We start from the raw sequence: 22,975 nt of genomic DNA on the forward strand, positions 1-22,975 counted from the left end.
GCCGTGGTTCCAACGAACTTATTGGGAGTACGATCTCGTGGATAAAGGCCTCTATGTAGCTATGACGGGTGCCAGACAGGCGATGACTGCACAACAGGGTCACGCCAATAATCTGGCGAACGTCAACACCACCGGCTTCAAGGCTGACCTGCATCAGGCCAGAAGTATGCCGGTGTACGGCCAACATTTTCCGACCCGTGCCTATGCGATGACTGAAAATCCTGCCACCGACTTTGCCGGTGGCTCGATGATTCAGACCGGCCGTGATCTCGACGTCGCTGTCGAAGGTGAAGGCTGGCTTGTCGTGCAGGCGCCGGACGGTAACGAAGCCTATACCCGCGATGGCGGTCTACAGGTCGACGTCAACGGCGTACTGCGCACAGCCTCTGGCCTGCCGGTGCTTGGCGATGGCGGGCCAATCGTGCTGCCACCTGCTTCGAAGATGGCGATCGGTGGTGACGGCACCATTTCAGTCATTCCCCTCGGCGCACCACCCGAAGAAGTGGTCGTTGTCGATCGAATACGTCTCGTTAATCCTGATCCCAAGGAACTTGGCAAGGGCCCCGATGGCCTGATCAGGTTCCGGGAGGATATCGACGCAGCGCTCAACGCTGATCCTGCGCTCGCCGGCCAGCCTGTCGAAACGCGTGAAGCCGAAGCTGACGGCACGGTTCGCATAGCTTCCGGCTTTCTCGAAACATCGAACGTGAATGCCGTCGGAGAAATGACGGAGATCATCTCACTGGCTCGTCAATATGAGATGCAAGTGAAGCTAATGGGCACCTTCCAGGAGAATTCCGAGAGTTCGGCACGCTTGTTGCAGCTGTCATAGTAAGACAGTGAACAACGGCAGTAGTCTGCCGCTTTCGGGAGAATCGCAATGCACGGTGCCTTATGGGTCAGCAAGACTGGTTTGAGCGCGCAGGATACTGCCCTCAAGACCATTTCAAACAACCTGGCTAACGTCAACACGACCGGCTTCAAGCGCGACCGTGCGATGTTCCAGGATCTTCTCTATCAGATCGACCGCCAGCCAGGCGGTCTGTCCGCCCAGGATTCCACGCTACCTTCCGGTTTGCAGATCGGTACTGGTGTTCGCGTCGTCGGCACTCAGAAACAGTGGACCGAAGGTAATCTTCAGGTTACTGAGCAGCCGCTGGATATTGCCATCAACGGCAAGGGTTTTTTCCAGATTCTCATGCCAGACGGCACTATCGGCTACACGAGGGATGGTCAGTTTCAGCTGAATGCGGACGGCCAGGTCGTCACGCCTGAAGGCTATCAGCTGCAGCCAGGGCTCGACGTTCCAGAAGACGCCGGCGTATTGACTATAGGCGCCGACGGCACGGTGTCTGTCACCGTGGTTGGGGATGCTCAGCCCCAGGCACTAGGCAATCTCAACACTGTTTCCTTTATCAACCCGGCCGGCCTCGAAGCCATAGGCGGCAACCTGTTCCGTGAGACCAATGCGAGTGGTGCGCCAGAAGAAGGTGTACCTGGGCTCAACGGCCTCGGCACCTTGATTCAGGGCAGCATCGAAACCTCGAACGTCGAGGTCGTCGAGGAGATGGTCAACATGATCACCACACAGCGCGCCTATGAGATGAACGCCAAGGTCGTGACCACTGCAGATCAGATGCTGCAGTACATCACTCAGAACCTTTGATCTGTTTTTGGCCTAGCTCGGTGACTCTCATGATTTCAAAGCTTACTTTCAAACTGGCGGTGCTGCTGCTCTGTGTGGGCGTGACGGCCTGTGCGCCCGTGATGCGTGAGCAGATCAAGCCGGGCGATCCGAATTATGCGCCGGTCAGCATCCAGGAGCTGAGACAGCCTGCGCCGGTTGATGGCTCCATTGCGTCTTCAGCGCCGGGTTTTTCATTGTTTGGTGACAAGACCGCACATCGTCAGGGCGATCTGTTGACCGTGCTGTTGCAGGAAACTACACGGTCCTCCAAATCAGCTGAATCCTCGATGAGCAAGAAAGGCGATATCGCCATCGGTAATCCCCGACTTTTTGGCCGGGAAACCAGTTTGGGTGGTCTGGATCTGAGTATTGCCGGCAGCTCCAGCCGCAGTTTCGATGGTGAAGCTGAGGCCGATCAGAGCAATAGCCTCATCGGCAGTATCAGCGTGACCGTCTCTGAAGTACTGCCAAATGGTCTGCTGCGCATACGCGGTGAGAAATGGCTGACGCTGACTGAAGGCGACGAGTATATCCGCCTGTCAGGACTGGTGCGTTCAGATGACATCGGCGTGAACAACACCGTGATGTCGAATCAGATCGCTGATGCGAGAATCGCCTACTCAGGCACCGGCAGCTTCGCTGATGCCAATAGACAGGGCTGGCTTGGCCGGTTCTTCAACTCTGAATGGTGGCCGCTGTAATGAAAACGAAACTGGTGGTTGCAGTATTACTGGCAGTGGGCGCCATGCTGTCCTCTCTTTCCCAGGCTGAGCGGCTGAAAGATATCAGCAGCATCGCGGGTGTTCGGAGCAATCCGATCATCGGGTATGGTCTTGTCGTCGGTTTGGATGGCACAGGTGACTCCGCGCCGTTCACCAATCAGACCTTCAGAAACATGATGAACCGATTCGGCGTGACCATTCCGCCAAACGTCAATCCAAACACGAAGAACGTGGCGGCTGTGACTTTGCATGCTGACTTGCCTGCCTTTGCCAAGCCTGGGCAGCGCATCGACATTACCGTGTCGTCTATCGGCAACGCCAAGAGCCTGCGTGGCGGTAGTCTTCTGCTCGCCAATATGCGTGGTGCGGATGGGCAGGTCTATGCGACAGCCCAGGGCAATCTTATCGTTGGCGGTTTTGGTGTCGAAGGCGCTGATGGCTCGAGCGTGACGGTCAACCAGCCAAGTGTGGGCCGTATTCCTAACGGTGCGAGTGTCGAGCGTAGTGTACCGACTTCGTTCTCCGAGGGAGACACCATTACGTTTCAGCTGAACTCACCGGATTTCACTACGGCCAAACGCGTACAGGAAGCCATTAACACCATGTTGGGCGAGGGTGTGGCCAGTGCAGTCGATGCCAATAGTGTTCGAGTGCAGGCGCCGCGTGATGCAGCCCAGCGTGTGAGCTATCTGTCGATCCTGGAGAATCTGGATGTCGAGCCTGGTACAGAGACGGCTCGTATCGTGATCAACAGCCGCACCGGCACCATCGTGGTGGGTCAGAACGTCAAGGTCTTGCCGGCTGCAGTCACTCACGGCAGTCTGTCTGTCACTATCAGTGAGAGTCTGGGCGTGAGCCAGCCTAACGCGCTCGCAGGTGGTGAGACCGTCGTCGTGCCTGATACGCAGATCGACGTGAACCAGGAGCCTGCGCGCATGTTCCAGTTTGGCCCCGCGACGACGCTCGCTGAAATCGTTCGTGCGGTCAATCAGGTTGGTGCGGCACCGGGCGACGTCATGGCTGTACTCGAAGCCTTGAAACAGGCTGGCGCCCTTCGCGCCGAATTGATCGTCATATAGGCTGGGGCAGAGGCACCGTCATGGCAAACACCACAGGCACTTTCGGCAGCACATCACTGTTGAACCCGGCTGGTTCGTCTGCGGCCATGACAAAAAAGTATGCCGCCGACGCCCAGAACTATAACGACCTCAGTGCACTGCAGGGTCTGAAGGCCAAAGGCGCAGACAAGGCAGAAGCACTGAAGACCGTCGCTCGTCAGTTCGAAGCCATCATGATGAACGAAGTCATGAAGAGCATGCGTGCGGCGAATGAAGTTTTCGCCAAGGATAGCCCCTTCAATTCGTCTGCCACCGACATGTATGAAGATATGCTCGATCAGCAGATGACATTGAACATGTCTACCGGCAAAGGCTCAGGCCTGGCCGATATGCTGGTCCGTCAGCTTGGCGGCCGCTACGGTCTGGACGCCAATGGCGATCCAAAAGACAGCGCCTCTGAAACAGCCTCATCCGGTAACTGGAGAAGCCTTGCAGAAACCGCTCGCAACGTGCCTGCTGTTCAGCTTCGCGAGGCTGAGCAGCAGGTATTGGATGAGGTCGACGCACTGGTCGTCGACGCGGATCGCTTGAGTCCTACCAAGGCCGAACGCATCGCTGCGCAAGCCACTTCGCCAGCTCCGACCGTTGCTCAGCCTGCCGACCCTGTCCGTTTCGAAACTCCGGCTGAGTTTGTTGAGACACTGTTGCCGCACGCGCGCAAGGTGGCCGATGAGCTGGGTGCGGACCCCAAGGTTTTGCTGGCCCAGGCAGCACTGGAAACAGGCTGGGGCAAGCACATGATCACCGGCACCGATGGTGCGCCAAGTTACAACCTGTTTGGCATCAAGGCCGGCAGTGGGTGGACTGGTGAAACGGCTGAAATCCTCACGACGGAATATCGCGGCGGTGTGGCCATGAAGGAGCGCGCCGAGTTCAGGGCCTATGACTCCTACGCCGATAGTTTTCAGGACTACCTCAAGTTCCTGGCTTCGAAGCCGCGTTACGCCGAAGCCGTTGCGGTCGCCAATGATCATGTTGGCTTTTCCAACGCACTGCAGCAGGCTGGCTACGCGACCGACCCCGAATACGCCAGCAAGATACAACGCATCGTGCAAAGCACCTATCTCAGGTCTGCCTCACAACAGACCGCTGACCCTGGCGTGGGAGATATCTGATGTCTGGTTCATTACTGAATATTGGATTGAGTGGTGTACTGGCGCATCAGACCGCGCTGAGAGTGACGGGCAACAACGTTGCCAACGCCAATACCGAAGGCTATACACGTCAGCGTGCCGAGTTTGATCAGCTTGGTGGCCAATTCACTGGTGCAGGTTATCTTGGTAACGGCGCTCAGATCACTGACATCAAACGTCTAACCGATGCTTACCTGCAAACTCAGGTCCGTAGCGACACGTCCGTGTCTGCAGAAGTCGGTATCGTGGCTCAGAACCTCGAGCAGATCAACAACCTGCTCGCCGATCCGAGCACCGGCATTTCACCGGCACTGTCCGATTTCTTTGGCGCATTGCAGGCTGCCGCAGAGGACCCGTCGTCAGTGCCTGCGCGTCAGGAGCTTCTCTCACAGTCGAGCCGTTTGGTCGACCGGTTTCGGCTGATAGATGACCGCCTCACTGCACAGGCTTCATCGGTGGAGGCGAGTATTCGCAGCCAGGTCGCTGACGTCAACGGTCTGGCTGCGGCGATCGCCGAGGCCAATAAGGCCATCGTAACGGCCCAGGGCGCGGCCAATGGTAGCCAGCCCAACGATCTGCTCGACAAGCGCGACCTGCTTATCAAGGACTTGGCGACCAAGGTTTCAATCAATGTCATTCCGCAGGATGACGGGCAGCTCAACGTTTTCATCGGCAAAGGGCAGGCGCTGGTCATGGGCTCCAGCTCAAGCTCCATCGTCGCGCGAGAAAACGAAAATGATCCGTCTTCGCTCGAGATCGCAATCGGGAAGAATGGACGCTTCGTTCAGATCACCCGCGAGATCACCGGTGGAGAACTGGGTGGGCTCATTCGCTTCAGAGAAGACGTTCTCCACCCGGCGCAGAACAATTTGGGGCGCCTGGCTATCTCTATCGCAGATCGGGTAAACGAGCAGCATCAGCTCGGCATGACCCTGGAAAATCAGTTCGGTGGTCTATATTTCAACGACGTCAATTCCGACGAAGCCATGCAATCACGAGTGGTGGCCAATGCAGCCAACGTTGAGCCCGATGACCGCGTCGTCTCGGTCCGAATCGAGGATACCACGGCCCTTAGCACTCGCGATTATGCTATCGAATTCACGGGTCCTGGCCGCGACGACCTGGTTGTAAAGGACGCAGTATCGGGCGCGACCATTACCCGAACCACGCTAGGTGGCCTTTACCCTGCCAAGTTGGAGCTGGATGGTATGGTCATCCAGTTTGAGTCCGGCAGCTTCCAGCAGGGTGACAGGTTCCTGATTCAGCCCAGCCGTGGCGGTATACGCGGCCTCGGTATGGTCGTGGACCGGGTAGAGGATCTCGCCCTCGCCGCGCCTATCAGGACCGAGAGCCAGAAAAGCAATATCGGGACCGCCGTCATCAGCCAGGGCAGCCTGGTAGATAGTCGTAGTCTCAATACCAGTGAACTCCTGCCTGGCTTCGCTAGTCCCTCTGAACTGACGCCCCCGCTGGTGGTTCGGTTTCTTAACGAAACCACCTATGAGGTGCTGGATAATAGTGATCCTGCCAATCCGCAGCCACTGAATCCGCCGATGTCGAACCAGCGTTACGTGCCCGGTGTTCAGAACCAACTGTTTTCGGCCGACCCATTCGCGGTGCAGGTGTCTTCGGATGGCACCAGCATTTCGGTGATTCAGCCAGTGCAGGCGCTTTCTGGCACGATGCCCTCGGCGCTGCTGCCCAATGGTTATGGCGCTCAGACAATCGCCATAGAAGGTCGCAATCCGCAAACAGGCGCGATCACGACCTATCCTGCGATCAATGTACCGCCAAACTCGACGGCAGGTAGTATTGCTGCCGCACTTAATGGCACGCCGGGCATCAAGGCCTCAGCCTATACAGATCTGCAGCTGAGTAACTTCAGTGACGGCGGTACGCCGGGCACGGCTGCGCTCAGGGTTACGATAGCCGGTACCAATGGTCAGCCGCCATACAGTTTCGAGGCGACTTTTGCTGACCCGGTAGCTGACAGCCCAGCCGCCATTGCCGATGCCATCAATGCTGATGAAGGTATGAAGTTACTGGGCATCGTTGCTCGCTCTGACGGCAGCTCACTGTCGCTGCGGTCTACTGACGGCCGCAACATTCAGGTTGGCTTGACTGGTGCCCCCGCAGATGGTGATTCACTGCAGTTGACCAGTGCTGGCTCGCCGGCGCCACAGACTCTGAATAATAATGAAGAAGTAGTCGTCGGTGGCCAGCTTGACGTGGTGTTGGAAGACGGCCTGCGCCTGCGCGGCAGCAATAGCACCATCTTTACGCCCACGCCAGCTACTGAAACGGCCTTCAGAGGCTTTACCACCTCGATTTCGGGCACACCTGGGAAAGGTGATGTGTTCACCATCGCCTATAATAAGGATGGCTTTGGCGATAACCGTAACGCGCTCGCCATGCTTGGCCTGGAAGCTGGCGGTTTCGTGGGCCCTGGCAAGGATAGCTTCAATGAAGCTTACGCATCCTTCGTCTCCAGTATCGGCGCACAGACCAATGAGGCTCGTTCTGATGCAGAAGCGGCGAGTTCGCTGCTGACGCAGTCGGAAGGTCGTCTCGACGCGGTATCGGGCGTCAATCTGGACGAGGAGGCTGCAAAGCTGATCCAGTTTCAGCAGGCTTATAATGCGAACGCACAGATTGTCTCTGTAGCCCGCGAATTGTTCGACACACTGCTCGGCGCAGTTCGATAACAGGATTCTGACAAGAGGCTCATATGCGAATTTCCACGCAACAGTTGTATCGCAACGGTATCGCTAACCTCGGCAATGCCCAGCAGGAGCTCACCAAGACCCAGGAGCAGATCAGCGCCGGCAAGAAAATCCTGTCGCCAGCCGATGATCCGGTTGGTGCGTCGCGAGTGCTCAGGCTCAACCAGGAGCTCGAGCAGAACAGCCAGTTTCAGAAAAATGTGGATCTGGCACAGAGCCGTCTGGAGCTCGAGGATGGCGTGCTGGAAAGCGTTACAGAGGTTTATCAGCGCGTTCGTGAACTGGCAATCCAATCGGGAGACGGCATCCTCAGCGCAGCTGATCGTAATTCGATCGCTCAGGAGCTACGCAGCCGTCTGGATCAGCTCAAGGGGCTGGCCAACAGCACCGATGGTCGCGGTGAATATCTCTTCGGCGGCTTTCAGAACACCCAGGCACCATTCCAGCAGACGCCCTCTGGTAGCGTCGAATATACCTCGGATGAAGGTCGCCGCTTCATCCAGATTTCTTCGAGCGTCACGATCGCGGGCACGGACAACGGTAACTCTGTGTTCATGGATGTGAAGAGTGCCGGTACCACCATCTGCACCGACAGCAGCAAGAGCAATACCTCCAGCCCGCCGGCGCATATCACGATCGGGCAGGTCACAGATCAGGCGAAGTTGAATGCCTTCGCACCCGAGGACATGAAGATCGTCTTCAATGACGTCAACACCGTTGCGCCGCCGGGACCGAACTTTTCAGTGTTCACCGTGAGCGACAATCGCCCCATCGTGACGGCACAGCCTTATACGCCTGGTGCGACCATCAATATCGAGGCCAGTGGTGTGCAGGTTGAGGTGCAGGGTGCGCCAGCGGTGGGGGATGCCTTTTTTGTGAGAACTTCAGACAAGCAGCCCGTCTTCGATACGCTGGAACGCTTCATCGATGGCCTGGAACAAGTGAACGATACACCTGAGGGCAGGGCAACTTTCTCGGCCATGCTCGATACCACTATCGCCAATCTGGACAACGCCGAGACGGCCATGCTCGAGGTGCGTACCGAGGTGGGTGCCCGGCTGAACACTGTCGAGGATACCCGGGCGGTGCTGGAGGATAACGAGATCATTCTGAAAGAGCTGCGCTCGAAGGTCGAAGATCTCGACTATGCCAAAGCTATCAGCGACCTGTCATTCCAGAGCTTCGTGCTGCAGGCCGCTCAGCAGACATTTTCACGGGTGACGGGGCTGTCATTGTTCGACCAGTTGTAGACCCTGTCTGCGCTGGTATGACGCTGTGGTCGCCGCCAGGCCGAAGCGCGGATCAACCTCGCCGGACTGCAGTCGAACACTGATTGCGATGATGGCGAAATGGTGAATGGCGTGACTGCTCAGCAGTGTGAGTTCACGTGCCAGTGTGGAGGGCACCACTACACTGTTTTCCGATTCAAGTGTGACTTCGCTGCGCACCTGAACGCTTGGAGCACGCTTCTCAATCATATCAAACAGATCTGCCTGCTGCAGCCAATCCAGTAGCTTCGAAAATTCCGCAATCGCCTGCGATTTGTCCTGTTCCAGCGCGTGCTGTCGTCGCTTCAAATTGTAATCCACGAATACCGAATCCTGGTTCTCGGTCGCGCAATCCAGAGCACTAATCAGCGCCAAGTAATTATCCAGTATATGTCTGCAATGTGTGCCTATGCTGCTCTGGAGGTATGGCCGGCAAACCTGCCTGTACTGCTGCGCTGTCAGGGAACGCAGCAGGCTCAGTGCCTGTTTCAGCGCGTCAATGTTACCCTGTACGATCGGATGCATAGCTATCCTGCCTATATCCTGTTTCGGTCCGACACTTTGAAGCTGCCCCTGCGCGACTGTTGCTTCTGCGGAGCACTACTGATTGCGTAGCTACCAGACTAGCCATATCCTCAAATCCTGACCGCAGAATAAAGGCTGGTCGTCGAAAGCGCCATGCCGCGGCTGACCACTGTTCTGTGACTTGTACCTAACCAATCCGGACAATCCTCGTTCCCATGCCCGATATGGATGTCTATCAGTCTTTCAGCGCCATGCTCGCGCGGGCCGGTGAGTATCCGTCCGTGATGCTGATGCTGCTATTCATGGCCACCTTCATCCTGGAGGACCTGGCCACCAGTTCAGGCGCACTGCTTGCCGCTGCTGGTGTCATCGATCCATGGAGCGCGCTGTTGGTGCTGTATGCAGGAATATTGCTGGGTGATGTTGCACTTTACATCCTGGGGCAGTATATCCGTCGCAGCCGTCACGGCCCGCGCCTGGCAGAAGTGAAGGGATTGAGGCTCAGCGAGGACCTGCTGCGTCAACGCTGGGCCTACACCATTTTCGTCTCCCGCTTTATTCCGGGTGCACGCCTGCCCACCTTTACAGCGGCGGGATTCTTCGGATATAGCGTGAAAAACTTCGTGCTGTTGTTGATTTTCGCAGTAGGCCTGTGGACCAGCATCAGCTTCTGGATCATCTATGGTCTCGGTGATGCAACGCTCGAGCTCAAGCCAGCATGGGCCGGCGTGGGCATTGTCGTATTGCTCCTCTTGGGTGCTGCCTGGCCGTATCTGCTCCGCCTGTGTACTGGCAATCGTTCGGGAACACCAGATGAGTCACTTTGAACGCGACCTGGATCCGGCTGCTGCGCCGCCCATGAAGGCTTCGATACGGACGCTGTCCGTATACGAGTTCTGGTCGCCAGCACTATTCTACCTGCCTGTGAAGGCTTATGCGCTTTGGCTCGCGCTGCGCTACCGAGGCATCACGCTGCCGACAGTAGCCAACCCGACATTCGACTTAGGTGGATTCGTTGGAGAGTCAAAACTACAGATTCTCGATCTGTTACCACCAAGCCTGGGCGGGCTCCTACTGAGCCATACCAGGATTGCCCGCTCTGGCATGACTGAGGAAGACATCTCGGACGATGCGAGAATCGCGCTGAGTCGGGTGCATGCGCGGGGCTTTGACTTTCCGTTCGTCGCAAAGCCTGATAAGGGCTCTCGTGGCGCAGGGGTAAGGCGCGTGTACGACCAACCAGCCCTGCAAAGATACCTCGCGGAATTTCCAGTACAAGATACCGTGGTACTGCAAGCGCTCGAAGACCTGCCATACGAGGCCGGCATCTTCTATATCCGTCTGCCGGAAAATGATCCCGGCGGCTGGTTCGATCCTGCTACCGGGCACTCGACCGAAGGTGAGATTTTTTCGGTGACACTGAAGGTTTTTCCCTACGTGACCGGCGATGGCCAGCGGACACTGCGCCAGCTGATCCAACAGGATCCCCGGGCCGGGCGCTTGGCCCATCTGTATCTGCCTCGTCATACCGAGCGACTTGAGCAAGTGCTGCCAGCCGGCGAGCGTTTCAGGCTGGCCTTTGCCGGTAGTCACGCCCGAGGCTGCATCTTCCGCGATGGCAGCCATCTGGTGACGCCGGCGTTTCGCCGGCAATGGGACCTGATAGCCCGCCAGATTCCGGGTTTCTATTTTGGGCGTTTCGATATTCGATTTGATGATGTCAGAAAGCTCTCGTGCGTAGCGTCGCTAGAGGATCTACAGCATCTTGAGGGTGTGAAGATCATCGAGGTGAACGGCGCGGGGGCAGAAGCCACCCACATCTGGGATGCTGACATGCCAATTCGGCGCGCTTACGGTACACTCTTTGATCAGTACCGCAAGCTCTTTGCCATTGGCGCTGCCCAGCGGCGGCTCGGGCACCCTGTGCCTGGGCTGCGTAAGGTGTGGGCGGAAATCCAGCAGAACGAGACAATGGCGACGCGCTACCCGCTTACAGAATGAATCAGAGCAGACGATCATGGCCCTACCACAGCAGGCGCCGCGTCAAGCCGGCGCGATAGCGAACAAGAGCGGCAGGAACAAGGCGCCGGGCCAGGAGGCTGCTGCCCCTGCCGCAGCTTCGGCAGCAGCGAGCGGCGGCATGCTCGTGGCTGAGGTGATGCGCCTGCCACAGCATGTTAACCGGCACAGCCACCCCTATCATCAGCTGGTCATGGGGCTCACTGGTACCGCCGAAATTGATATGCTGGGTCTGGCGGCACACCTCGACGTCAGCCATGCCTGTGTCGTGCCTTCAAACACCTTTCACGATTTTTACGGCCGACCCAGCAACCATGTCCTCGTCATCAACATCGACGCTGATTCGCCAGTCTTCACTGATCCCTCGCACCCGGACCATGCCAGTCTCGCGAGGCTGTTCGACCGGCCTCGGCTCATTTCACTCGATAATGGTATGCGGCAGCTCACGCAGGTCAGTATCCAGGAGATACAGCGCAACGCGAACGACAGGGCATTACGCCACTATCTTGGTAGCGCGATCATTCGCTGTCTGTCACAGCGTATCCTGCCCAGTCCAGGTCAGCACGATCGCAGTCTGCTCGACATGTACAAAATCGACAATTACATCTTCGAGCATCTCGGCGAGTCAATTTCCATCAGTGATCTCGCAGCCTGTCTCTGCCTCAGCGAAAGGCGTTTTCACAGCATCTTCAAGGCCCAGATGCAGCAAACGCCACACCAGTACATCATTCACCAGCGACTGGATAAGGCGATACAACTCATCAGCAACACCTCGCTCTCCCTGGTCGAAATCAGTGAGCTGTGCGGGTTCTCAAGCCAAAGCGCACTTACGAGCAGCGTACGCAAATACCGCGGCACAACCCCTGGTCGTCTCCGGGCCGGCTAGCAAAATCCTGCGTCTCAAGCTCAATATGGCAGGAATTTGATAGGATGCGGCAGGATTTTAAAAGAATTAAGGCCATCCGCCCTATAGTTTTATAGACTTGGTTTAATAACAAGAGGAGAGGCTGAGTGGTGGAACCTGCTAAGCACGGGTATAGCCGTGGCAATACACTGGACAAGCTCTGGCATACCATAGTGGCCCACTACGACGTTGATGAAGCTGCCTGTGTCTCGGAGCTTATCGATACACTGGATACCTCTCCGAAGCAGTTTGCCACGATACAGTCGGCTGCCGAAGCATTGGTCAAGAACGTCCGTGCCCAGGATTCATCCATCCACATGGTGGACGCCCTGCTGCAGGAGTACAGCCTCGATACTCAGGAAGGTGTGCTGCTGATGTGCCTCGCTGAAGCGCTGATGCGAATTCCTGACAAGGCGACGGCCGATGCGCTCATCAAGGATCGCTTGTCGACGGCTGACTGGCAGAAGCACGTTGGTCACAGCGGCTCCACGCTCGTGAACGCCTCAACCTGGGGGCTGCTGCTCACTGGTAAAGTGGTCAAGCTTGATTCAAATATCGAGGATTCACCCAGCGGGGTGCTCAGCCGTCTGGTGAAGAAGAGCGGCGAACCTGTGATTCGAGGGGCCATGAATCAGGCCATGAAGATCATGGGCAAGCAGTTCGTGCTCGGTCGCACCATTGAGGAAGCCCTCGATAATAGCCGTAAGCCCCGCAAGCAGGGCTATACCTACTCCTTCGACATGCTCGGTGAGGCCGCAATGACGGCTCACGACGCGAAGCGCTATTTGCAAAGTTACCAGCACGCCATCCAGGCTGCCGGGCGAGATAACGCGAAAAATAGTGGCGATGCTGAAAGTATCAACAAGGCCGCTGGCAGCGCCTATGCTGAAGCCATGTCCGTGCATGGGCAGACCAGCATTTCCATCAAGTTGTCTGCACTTCACCCGCGCTACGAAGCAGCGCAGGAGGACCGCGTACTGACAGAGCTTTACCAGACGGTCGTGAAGTTGCTGGAGAATGCTCGCGAACAGAACATCGGTATCAACATCGACGCCGAGGAGATGGATCGGCTCGAGATCTCGCTGAAGCTGTTCGAAAAGCTGTATCGCTCGTCGGTCAATAAGGGCTGGGGCAAGCTGGGCCTGGTGGTGCAGGCCTATTCAAAGCGGGGGCTCCCGGTACTGCGCTGGCTGAATGCGCTGGCGAAAGAGCAGGGCGACGTCATCCCTGTCCGCTTGGTGAAAGGCGCATATTGGGACACCGAGATCAAACTGGCGCAGCAGAAGGGTCTGCCTGAGTACCCGGTCTTCACCCGCAAAGAGAATACCGACATTTCCTACCTGGTCTGCGCCGATTTCCTGTTAAGCGAAGCGACACGAGGCGGTCTGTTTCCGCAGTTTGCCACGCATAATGCTCATACTGTGGCTGCAGTGATGGCTGCTGCCAAAGCCGTGGCTACCAAGGCGGGCAGACCACGCGGATTCGAATTTCAGCGCCTGCACGGTATGGGCGATGCCCTGTACAAGGCCGTGATGGAGCCCGCGGGTAATCAGAAGGTCCCTGTCCGAATCTACGCACCTGTGGGTGCCCACAAGGATCTGTTGCCCTACCTGGTGCGGCGCCTGCTTGAAAACGGCGCCAACTCGTCCTTCGTGCACCGTCTCGTAGACGCCAATACACCAGTGTCCGAGCTCACTGGGCATCCTGTTGAGCAGGTAAGGCGTTTCAAGACCCTGCGTAACAACCGGATTCCCTTGCCTGGCGATATGTTCAGTGACAGGCAGAACTCCAGAGGCGTCAACCTTTGGTGCGAAAAGCACTGGAAGCAGTTGCATGCCGACCTGCGGCATTGGGACTCCCATCAGTGGCATGCCGCCAGTGCGCCGGTGAGTGCAGCGTCACTGTCAGCCAAGCGTGCTTCTGACGGTGCAGCCGAGACCATGCATAGCCCGAGGGATTTGCGGGAAGTGGTCGGTCATGTGGTCTGGAGCACCCATGAGGAGTTGCAGACTGCACTGAGCGTTGCCGAGCAGTATTTTCCTACCTGGTCGGGTACGCCAGTCGAGAAGCGCGCCACTGCGCTTGAAAAGTTTGCTGACCTGATGGAAAGCAACATGGCCGAGCTGATGGCGCTGTGTTGTCGCGAAGCCGGCAAGACGATGCAGGACGGTATAGACGAGGTCAGAGAGGCTGTCGACTTCTGTCGCTACTACGCTGTGCAGGCACGCAAGCTGATGGGCAAGCCCGAGTTGCTGCCCGGACCTACTGGCGAATCGAATGAACTGTATAGCGTAGGGCGTGGAACCTTTGTCTGTATTAGTCCCTGGAATTTCCCTCTGGCCATCTTCACCGGCCAGGTAGTGGCAGCGCTGGTTACCGGTAACTGTGTGCTCGCGAAACCGGCCGAACAGACATCGCTCATCGCGGCCAGGGCTGTGCAACTGATGCACGAGGCCGGCATACCCACTCAGGCGCTTCAACTTCTACTGGGTGATGGGGCAAAGATAGGTCCGGACCTACTGTCGGACAAGCGCGTGGCTGGCGTCGCCTTTACCGGATCCACCGGCGCCGCCCATTCAATCAATCGAACATTGGCGGCTCGCGATGGCGCTATTGGCATTCTCATTGCCGAAACAGGTGGCCAGAATGCCATGATCGTAGACAGCACGGCACTACCGGAACAGGTGTGTCGTGATGTGCTGCAGTCGGCCTTCGCCAGCGCTGGCCAACGCTGCTCCGCGCTTCGGGTGCTGTTCGTGCAGGAAGACATCGCCGATCAGCTTATAGAAGTGCTTGCGGGTGCTTTGAGTGAGCTGCGTGTTGACGATCCGCGCTACCTCAGCACCGATGTTGGTCCGGTGATCGATGCCGAAGCTCTGGCTAATCTGAAGGCGCACATCAAGGCCATCGGCAAGGACAGTCGCTGGCAGGCGAGGGGCGCGGTGCACGGGATAGGGTCGAGCCACGCCGAAGGTCTTCAGGGGCACTATCTGGCGCCGGCCATCGTCGAGATTGACAGTCTGGAGCAACTGGACTCAGAGCACTTCGGGCCGATCCTCCATGTCATCAGATATTCCGCCAAAGGGCTGTCCAAGGTCATCGATTCGATCAACAATTCGGGCTTCGGTCTCACGCTCGGGATACACACGCGCAACGAGTCAGCGGCACTTGATATCGAGCGCCGGGTTCGGGTCGGGAACACCTATATCAACCGCAACCAGATTGGCGCGGTAGTCGGTGTGCAGCCCTTCGGTGGTCTGGGACTGTCCGGCACAGGTCCGAAGGCCGGTGGACCGCACTATCTGCCGCGCTTTACCACTGAGCGGGTGCGTACCATCAACACGACCGCCGTAGGCGGCAATGCGACACTGCTGTCGCTCGACGGCGCGCCTGACTAACGCGCAGACAGACGGCGCAGAAGCGAGGCATATTAAAAGGCGAGGCGACTTGCCTACAGTAAAGGGTCGAATTCGATCAACGATAACAACGATAACAACGATAAGAAAACAGGAGTACGGTGATGATAGAAGACCAATTTGCAGTTGGCATGACCTTCATGGTCTATCTGCTCGGCATGCTGGGTATTGGACTCTGGTCCTTTCTACGGACGAAGAACCTTTCAGATTATATTCTCGGCGGTCGGAGTCTCGGCCCATTTCCTTCGGCAATCAGTGCGGGCGCATCGGATATGAGCGGCTGGCTGCTGCTCGGCCTGCCGGGCTATGCCTACTCAGCTGGTTATGAAGCCTTCTGGATTGCGATAGGTCTGCTGGTCGGCACCTGGCTGAACTGGCTCATTGTTGCCCGACGGCTTCGGGTATACACCATGGCTGCCAACGACTCACTCACCATTCCGGCCTTTCTCGAAAACCGCTTCGAAGACTACAGCCATGTGCTGAGGATCATCGCTGCGTTCTTCATCCTGCTGTTCTTCCTCTTCTATACCAGCTCTGGTCTTGTTGCTGGCGGCAAGCTATTCGAAACCGTTTTCGGCCTCGACTATACCTGGGCCGTCATTGCTGGCGCGCTGGCTATCGTTTCCTACACCCTGTTTGGTGGCTATCTGGCGGTGTCATGGACCGACCTGGTGCAGGGGCTGCTAATGGCGGCCGCTCTCGTCGTCGTGCCTATCGTCGCCATCAATGCCGAAGGTGGCTGGGGTGCGACCCAGGCGGCCATGAATGAGATGAACCCCGAGTTGCTGAACGCCATGACCAGTTCTTCAGGTGAAGCCATGGGCATCATCGGCATTGTTTCCCTGCTGGGCTGGGGCCTTGGATATTTCGGCCAGCCTCATATCCTTGCCAGATTCGCCGGTATCCGCTCCGGTAAGGATATCCCGACAGCGCGTCGTATTGCGGTATCGTGGACCGCGCTCTCGCTGTTCGGATCACTGGTCTGTGGTTTCGCTGCCGTGGTGTTTTTCGACTCGCCGCTGGACGACCCCGAGAAGGCGTTCATGTTGCTGATCAACGCCTTGTTCCATCCTGTAGTGGCCGGCATCCTGCTGGCGGCTATTCTGGCGGCTGTCATGAGTACCGCTGACTCCCAGCTGCTCGTGTCGTCGTCGGCACTGGCTGAAGATTTCTACAGAACCCTGATGAAGAAGGACGCCTCGCCGGAGCAGCTGGTCATGGTCGGTCGTGGTGCGGTTGTCGGCCTGGCTGTACTGGCGACGATTCTTGCGATGGATCCGGAAAGTGGTGTGCTTAGTCTGGTGAGCTATGCTTGGGCTGGCTTCGGCGCGGCCTTCGGTCCGACGCTCATCCTGGCGCTCTATTGGAAGCGCATGAACAGGGCGGGCGCCATTGCTGGCGTGCTCGTGGGTGGTATCACTGTTGTTATCTGGAAACAGCTGACAGGTGGGATATTCGAACTCTACGAGATCGTACCTGGTTTCATACTGGCCACTATCGCCATCGTGGCAGTTTCGCTGATGACCCGCGAGCCTTCGCCAACGATTCAGCGACAGTTCGACGAGACTGTCGGCGAAGCGGCTCACTGAGCGGTTTTTATGCAGACCGCGCGATAAAGTAGAGGCTGCTGTTCAGCATATGAACAGCGGCCTTTTGTCGTTTCGGAACCGACGGGGGTAAAGCGGCTTGCTGAAATCAAGTTGTAGCAAAGGCTCACAAGGCTTACTATTTGCCCCCTTCATTGCGCCTGGGCGAGCCCGATTGAAAACCAGGGCCCGCAGCTCTGCGTTAGAATCTGGGGCAAAGGTCGCGAATTCAATGCATTAGGACTAATCATGACGGTTTTGCCAAGAAATTCACGTACGCTCTTTACTGCTCTCGTCCTCTTCTTCAGTGCCTTTGTGTCGTCTTTCAGTCACGCTGACAGTGATCCGGGAAAGGTCATTGCCGGTTGGATAGAGCGGGTGGCGCTGCCGGATACTGATGGTGTCTTCAAAGCCAAGCTCGATACTGGTGCCAAGACCTCCTCAATTTATGCCGACAAGATCGAGATTTTCGAAAAGGAAGGCGACAAGTGGGTGAAGTTCGAGCTCGTGTTGAAGGATGGTGAAGGCAACGAACGACGTATTCGCATGGAGCGAGAGCGCTCGCGACGAGTAAAGATCAAGAACCATGATGGCATTCATGATTCACGGGTTACTGTTGATATCGACATCTGCTTCGACGGCCGCAAGCGTACGGTAGAATTCACGCTGGCCGATCGGCGCGAGTACCTTTACGCCATTCTGCTTGGCAGGCGCTTCCTTGAAGAGGCCGCTGTAGTGGATTCGGACGAAACCTATCTCACCAGAGCAAGCTGCAAATCCGATGAATAGCTTTTCCGTTAAGATCTGGGCGCTCGTGCTGGCAGCCATCGGCATTGCCATCGCTGCCCACAAGATTATCAATGTTGGTCTGCCGCTTACCCCGCAGCAGGACACCGAACTCTGGACTGTGCAGGCGCAGGCGACATTCACGGGCACGGGCGGTCCAGCCAAATTCGCGCTGAAGATCCCCAGTACAACGCCGAATTTCCTCAGAATGGACGAGGATTTCATTTCCAGTCGTTTCGGCTTGTCAGTGGATACGGTCGACAGCAATCGGGTTGCACGCTGGGCGGTCAGGCGCGCCAAGGGCACGCAGAACCTGTATTACCGGGTCCAGGTCGCGCGAGCGAACAATGAAGTCGAATTCACTTCGCAGCCCGATTTTCCCGAGAAGCCCGAATACGTAGAACCCTATAAATCAGCTATTGAATCCATCCTGCGCACAGTGCGTGAGGAGTCCGCTGACGTGGAAAGCTACGTCAGAGCGCTATTGCTTCAGCTGAATGCCTCCTCGCCAGGCGCAAATGTCGAGCTCCTGCTGGGCCGCGCGGATGATGCCGACGAGTGGACATCCGAAATCATCTATATATTGAAAGGCGTCAGAATTCCTGCGCGTAAAATCTGGGGCTTCACCGTCTCTGACAGTAACAACAGCATGGCGTTGACACCCCTGCTGCAGGTGCATAATGGCGAGCGCTGGTTCACCTTCAATCCGAGGACCGCGCAACAGGGGCTGCCGCCTGACTTCCTGGTCTGGATGGTGGGTGACCTGCCTGTCTATGATGCCTCAGGCGCGAAAGACGTTGAATTGAGCTTCTCGGTCACCAAGACCTACGCAGAGCTCATGAGCGTGGTGCGAAAGGGTGCGGAAGCGTCGGACTCGCTGGTCGCGCAATTTTCGCTCTTTTCCCTGCCAGTACAGGGACAGAATGTTTACCGCCTGCTGCTGATGGTGCCACTCGGCGCGCTGTTCGTCGTGTTTCTGCGGACCTTCGTTGGCGTGCAGACCTTTGGAACCTTCATGCCTATCCTGATCGCACTGGCATTCCGCGAGACCCAGCTGTTCTGGGGCATCGTCCTGTTCAGCGGCATTGTCGCCATTGGTTTGATGATCCGCTTCTATCTCGAACGTATGATGCTGTTGCTGATTCCCCGGCTTGCGGCCATTCTGGTTATCGTCGTCATTCTCATGCTGCTGGTCAGTCTGGCCACGAATCGCTTCGAGCTCGATCGTCTGTTGTCCATATCCTTGTTCCCCATGGTCATTCTCGCCATGACGATCGAACGCATGTCGATTACATGGGAAGAAAATGGTGCAGGCGATGCCATGAAGATGGGTATCGGATCGCTCATCGTGGCGTGTCTGGGTTATCTGATCATGACCAATGAAAGTCTCATGTATGTCATGTTCGTGTTCCCTGAGCTCCTGCTCGTGATTCTCGGGCTTTGCCTGTGGATGGGCCGTTATACCGGCTACCGTCTCACTGAATTGTTCCGTTTCAATGCGATGAGGCGCGGCGGCTCATGATGTCGTTCATGTCGCCCAAGGCGCTTCGCGAAATCGGCGTGCTGGGTATGAACATGCGCAATGCGGACTTCATCATGAAGTACAATCCGCGCAACATGTACCCATTGGTCGACGACAAGCTGATTACCAAGAAGCTTGCATTGGAGAAGGGCATTGCCGTACCGAAGTTGTACGGCGTGATCTCGTATCAGCACGAGGTCGACAAGCTCGAGGAGCTGATCCTCTCGCACCATACCGATCTGGTGATCAAGCCGGCTGAAGGTAGCGGTGGTAACGGCATCATGGTTTTGACCGGCAAGATCGGCAAGATGTACAGCAAGGCCAGCGGCGATCTCGTCAGTCTGGAGACCCTGCAGCATCATGTGTCCAACACGCTTAGCGGCATGTACAGTCTTGGTGGTTTGCCTGACCGGGCCTTGTTCGAGTATCGGGTGCAATTCGATCCGTTTTTCGACAAGATCAGCTATCAGGGCGTGCCTGATATTCGTGTCATCGTGTTCAGAGGCGTGCCCGTAGCTGCGATGATTCGATTGCCTACCAGGGCCTCGGACGGCAAGGCCAACCTGCACCAGGGCGCACTGGGCCTTGGCATTGATCTCGCCACCGGCGCAACACTCGATGGCGTATGTCAGAACCAGAAAGCTGACCATCACCCGGATACCGGATACAAGACGAAGGGCATCGAGATCCCGAACTGGCAGCAGATCCTGCGTCTGGCGGTCGAGTGCGCCGATATCGTCGGACTGGGTTATCTCGGTGTTGATATCGTCATGGACAAGAATCTCGGACCGCTGATGCTGGAGTTGAATGCCAGACCGGGGCTCAACGTTCAGATAGCCAATCAACGCGGCCTGGTGCCCTCACTCCGTAAGATCGAAAAGATTCCTGTACTACCTGTAAGTATCGAAGAGCGGCTAGCACTGGCAGTATCAGTAGCCGGTCACTAGACTGGTAGTAAGCTATCTGATCATTCGGGACTTTATTTTGCAGGTTCGTTTTATACCTTCGCGCCCCGGAAGCGGCGCGAATTTCGCCCTTCCAGCTGTTTTGCTATGCATAGCGCCCATTGCCCTTGTGGGTCAGTTCGCCTTTGCAGAATCTGAATTACCTCCAGCATCTACGGTGATCGAAACACCTGCGACCGAAAATACTGCGGCCAATGCAGCCAACGGGCAGGCTTCACCGGTGGCGCCTGATGTCAAACTTCGAGACGTTACCAGCATTGAGGCTGTGGTCGAGGCTTCCAATGCTGCGCCTGCTGCCTCTGCCCAGGCGGATCTTCCCAATTCGGCTGTCACGCCGCCCCCTGTGCCGGTGTCCACTGAAGATGCCGCCGATGACGTGGCCGCGGAATCTGGTACTGGCGCTGAAAAAGCAACGGTCGGCGATTCATCGGCCGCGGACAGTTCTGCAGACAAAGCCAAAACCGTGGTCAAGGCCGCTGAAAGCATTGGTAAAACTGCCGAAAAGCGGGCCAAAAGCGCTAAGGCAGATGCAAAGCCAGATGCTGCTGCAAAGCAGCCAGAGCCGGCCCCAGCATCGGCTAGCGCTGAGCCTGATCAAGTAGTTGCTTCGGTAACTATACCTGATGACAAAGGCGCCACTGCCTCATCAGCAGCGGCAGCTGTGAACCCGAAGGCAGAGGCGGTTGCCAAAGCTTTTTCGGCGAAACTTATCGGCGAGACGCCGCCAGAGCCCGACAAATCTGGTACTGACGAAGCGAACGAGACCGAAGCTGTGGAAGCCTCGAGGCCCTTGTCAGCTGAAATTGAAGATCCGCCACGTCCCAAGGCTGTCGTGGGCGAACCGCCCGCACCCGTCGAGACGCCTGCGCAGGACGAGGCTGCCGATCTTCGCCTGTTAGGCAGCATCGTCAAGCCCGGCACCGCCGCCAGACTTGGCTGGTCGCCAGGCGTAGCCATTTCCGGTCTCGATCAGCCGACGCCGGTACTTGTTGTGCATGGCGCCAAGCCAGGCCCTACGCTTTGCCTCACAAGCGCCGTGCATGGCGATGAACTCAACGGTATCGAGGTTGTCAGGGGCGTCATGTACGATCTCGACCCCAAGGACCTCAGCGGCACAGTGATTGGCGTTCCAATTGTTAATCTGCAGGGTTTCAATCGAGGCTCCCGTTACCTCGTGGATCGACGCGATCTCAATCGATTCTTTCCAGGCTACGCGTCGGGCAGTATGGCTTCGCGGATCGCGGCATCGCTGTTCAACGAGATTGTCCTCAACTGCAATATGCTTGTGGATATTCATACCGGTAGTCTGCGGCGCGCGAATTTGCCCCAGCTGCGAGCGGACATGCGCAGCGAAAAGGTGGTCGAGTTCACCAAGGGTTTCGACAACATGGTCGTGGTCCACAGCCCAGGAAGTCCAGGAATGATGCGCAGTGCAGCCGTGGACCGCGGCATTGCATCAGTGACGCTCGAGATCGGCGAGTCCCTGCGCATTCAGCGGGACGAAATAAAGGCAGGCATTCATAGCATCAACAGTTTGCTGGAAAAACAGGATATGTATCAGCGCCTGCTTATCTGGGGCGAACCGCGACCGGTGTTCTATAACTCAACCTGGCTCAGGACTGAACGTGGCGGCATACTCGAAAGTCACATCGAGCTGGGTGCGCGGGTAGAGAAGGGCGATAGTCTGGGTGTGGTCATCGATCCAATCACGAATAAGGGAACCGATATCATTTCCGATATCCGCGGCCGGGTTATAGGTATGGCAGTGGACCAGGTGGTGATGCCTGGATTTGCCACATATCATATCGGTATAGAGTCGTCTGAGCGGGCGCTGGGCTTCCAGACCGAGATTCAGGGGCGAGCGAAGGATGCGGAGCCACCTACGGTAGAGGAGTAGCCGGCGTCAGAACAGCGTCGCCGGCGCCTACTCGGCCTGCATCGCGGTCAGCAGTTTGGAGAACACCCGCTGAGCGGCGGTACTGAAGGCCTGGGCGATGGCTTCGTCTATCGATTTCCCCCCACTGCGATCAATATCGACCCGTTCGAATAGCACCACACTCGTTTCGTCGCCCGGAGCGGCTCTCGCCTTGCGCTCTACGCTTGCCGGCGAAAGCCGGGCCGCGAGTCCGAGCTTCACCGCTTTTGCCTGCTTGTTCTCCGAAATCACGTACAGATCCCGCAGATCTACCGTCAGTATCCGGTCCGTTTTCGGACCGCCCCGGTGGTGAGTCACATAGCGGAACTGGCCTGACTGCTGCAGGAAATCAGTCAGGCTTTTCTCCAGCATGGCAGGCGCAGCTTCCACCCAGCGAAGATCACTGATTGGCGCGATGGTAAGTTCGTCACGCGCGAGTATGCGGTCAGTATTGAGGCTAAGGCCGACACTGCCAACGTGAACCATGATCGATGTGTCGGCCATGCCTCCACCAGCCTGGCTGGCCTCTGCTGTGGGCGTTGCCAGTAAGGTATAACGCCTGATGACCGGCGGCTCTGCGTTGAGCAGATTGGTGCACGCGCTGAGACCCAGCATCAGGCCGAGCGTCGTCAGCCCCGCACGAACCGAGCGCTGACGCGCCAAGCGGGGCGCCTGGACCAAGCTGG

General features: G+C 57.2%; 18 protein-coding genes. 16 read left to right on the forward strand and 2 right to left on the reverse strand.

Annotated features, from left to right (window positions below; all coding sequences use genetic code 11):
- Positions 1-37 precede the first annotated feature (37 nt).
- Genes flgF through flgL form a run of 7 tightly spaced genes read left to right on the forward strand, consistent with a single transcriptional unit; the run spans position 38 to position 8,633 of the window.
- Positions 38-832: a flagellar basal-body rod protein FlgF gene (flgF, locus tag ACH3PB_RS04990; RefSeq protein ID WP_416398338.1), complete on the forward strand. Its 795-nt coding sequence runs from the start codon at positions 38-40 to the stop codon at positions 830-832.
- A 48-nt stretch (positions 833-880) separates the two neighbouring features.
- Positions 881-1,666: a flagellar basal-body rod protein FlgG gene (gene flgG / locus ACH3PB_RS04995; RefSeq protein WP_416398339.1), complete on the forward strand. Its 786-nt coding sequence runs from the start codon at positions 881-883 to the stop codon at positions 1,664-1,666.
- Between the two features lie 29 nt (positions 1,667-1,695).
- Positions 1,696-2,388 (forward strand): flagellar basal body L-ring protein FlgH, encoded by a 693-nt coding sequence (gene flgH, locus ACH3PB_RS05000; protein ID WP_416398340.1) that lies wholly within the window; start codon positions 1,696-1,698, stop codon positions 2,386-2,388.
- Complete coding sequence (locus tag ACH3PB_RS05005) at positions 2,388-3,488, forward strand: flagellar basal body P-ring protein FlgI (RefSeq protein WP_416398341.1); 1,101 nt, start codon at positions 2,388-2,390, stop codon at positions 3,486-3,488. The genes flgH and ACH3PB_RS05005 overlap by 1 nt, the downstream gene beginning before the upstream one ends.
- A gap of 20 nt (positions 3,489-3,508) precedes the next feature.
- The gene (gene flgJ, locus ACH3PB_RS05010) at positions 3,509-4,642 is read left to right on the forward strand and encodes a flagellar assembly peptidoglycan hydrolase FlgJ (RefSeq protein WP_416398342.1); all 1,134 of its coding nucleotides are present in this window, start codon (positions 3,509-3,511) and stop codon (positions 4,640-4,642) included.
- Positions 4,642-7,365: a flagellar hook-associated protein FlgK gene (gene flgK / locus ACH3PB_RS05015; RefSeq protein ID WP_416398343.1), complete on the forward strand. Its 2,724-nt coding sequence runs from the start codon at positions 4,642-4,644 to the stop codon at positions 7,363-7,365. The genes flgJ and flgK overlap by 1 nt, the downstream gene beginning before the upstream one ends.
- Positions 7,366-7,388: 23 nt before the next feature.
- Positions 7,389-8,633: a flagellar hook-associated protein FlgL gene (gene flgL / locus ACH3PB_RS05020; protein ID WP_416398344.1), complete on the forward strand. Its 1,245-nt coding sequence runs from the start codon at positions 7,389-7,391 to the stop codon at positions 8,631-8,633.
- On the opposite strand, the gene ACH3PB_RS05025 is transcribed toward flgL, so the two are convergent.
- Positions 8,613-9,176: a hypothetical protein gene (locus ACH3PB_RS05025; RefSeq protein WP_416398345.1), complete on the reverse strand. Its 564-nt coding sequence runs from the start codon at positions 9,174-9,176 to the stop codon at positions 8,613-8,615. The genes flgL and ACH3PB_RS05025 overlap by 21 nt on opposite strands.
- A 215-nt stretch (positions 9,177-9,391) precedes the next feature.
- Here ACH3PB_RS05025 and ACH3PB_RS05030 point away from each other — a divergent pair, with 215 nt between their 5' ends.
- The 9 genes from ACH3PB_RS05030 to ACH3PB_RS05070 all read left to right on the forward strand — a co-directional run bounded on the left by ACH3PB_RS05030 (position 9,392) and on the right by ACH3PB_RS05070 (position 22,271).
- Positions 9,392-10,003, forward strand: coding sequence for a DedA family protein (locus ACH3PB_RS05030; protein ID WP_416398346.1), 612 nt, complete (start codon positions 9,392-9,394; stop codon positions 10,001-10,003).
- The gene (locus ACH3PB_RS05035; protein ID WP_416398347.1) at positions 9,990-11,177 is read left to right on the forward strand and encodes a D-alanine--D-alanine ligase; all 1,188 of its coding nucleotides are present in this window, start codon (positions 9,990-9,992) and stop codon (positions 11,175-11,177) included. Before ACH3PB_RS05030 ends, ACH3PB_RS05035 begins: the two co-directional genes overlap by 14 nt.
- Positions 11,178-11,193: 16 nt before the next feature.
- A complete protein-coding gene (locus tag ACH3PB_RS05040) occupies positions 11,194-12,081 on the forward strand; it encodes an AraC family transcriptional regulator (protein WP_416398348.1) in 888 nt (295 codons plus the stop codon).
- A 125-nt stretch (positions 12,082-12,206) separates the two neighbouring features.
- A complete protein-coding gene (gene putA, locus ACH3PB_RS05045) occupies positions 12,207-15,497 on the forward strand; it encodes a bifunctional proline dehydrogenase/L-glutamate gamma-semialdehyde dehydrogenase PutA (protein WP_416398349.1) in 3,291 nt (1,096 codons plus the stop codon).
- 122 nt (positions 15,498-15,619) lie between these two features.
- Positions 15,620-17,104 (forward strand): sodium/proline symporter PutP, encoded by a 1,485-nt coding sequence (gene putP / locus ACH3PB_RS05050; protein WP_416398350.1) that lies wholly within the window; start codon positions 15,620-15,622, stop codon positions 17,102-17,104.
- 246 nt (positions 17,105-17,350) lie between these two features.
- Positions 17,351-17,890 (forward strand): ATP-dependent zinc protease, encoded by a 540-nt coding sequence (locus tag ACH3PB_RS05055; RefSeq protein WP_416398351.1) that lies wholly within the window; start codon positions 17,351-17,353, stop codon positions 17,888-17,890.
- Complete coding sequence (locus ACH3PB_RS05060) at positions 17,883-19,409, forward strand: inactive transglutaminase family protein (protein ID WP_416398352.1); 1,527 nt, start codon at positions 17,883-17,885, stop codon at positions 19,407-19,409. Before ACH3PB_RS05055 ends, ACH3PB_RS05060 begins: the two co-directional genes overlap by 8 nt.
- The gene (locus ACH3PB_RS05065; protein ID WP_416398353.1) at positions 19,406-20,356 is read left to right on the forward strand and encodes an alpha-L-glutamate ligase-like protein; all 951 of its coding nucleotides are present in this window, start codon (positions 19,406-19,408) and stop codon (positions 20,354-20,356) included. The genes ACH3PB_RS05060 and ACH3PB_RS05065 overlap by 4 nt, the downstream gene beginning before the upstream one ends.
- Before the next feature lie 175 nt (positions 20,357-20,531).
- On the forward strand, positions 20,532-22,271 hold the full coding sequence (locus tag ACH3PB_RS05070; protein WP_416398354.1) for a succinylglutamate desuccinylase/aspartoacylase family protein: 1,740 nt from the start codon (positions 20,532-20,534) through the stop codon (positions 22,269-22,271).
- 27 nt (positions 22,272-22,298) lie between these two features.
- On the opposite strand, the gene ACH3PB_RS05075 is transcribed toward ACH3PB_RS05070, so the two are convergent.
- The gene (locus ACH3PB_RS05075) at positions 22,299-22,952 is read right to left on the reverse strand and encodes a hypothetical protein (RefSeq protein WP_416398355.1); all 654 of its coding nucleotides are present in this window, start codon (positions 22,950-22,952) and stop codon (positions 22,299-22,301) included.
- Positions 22,953-22,975 lie beyond the last annotated feature (23 nt).

Source organism: Allohahella sp. A8, assembly GCF_047946665.1.
In the GTDB taxonomy this organism is placed as follows: Bacteria; Pseudomonadota; Gammaproteobacteria; order Pseudomonadales; family Oleiphilaceae; genus Allohahella.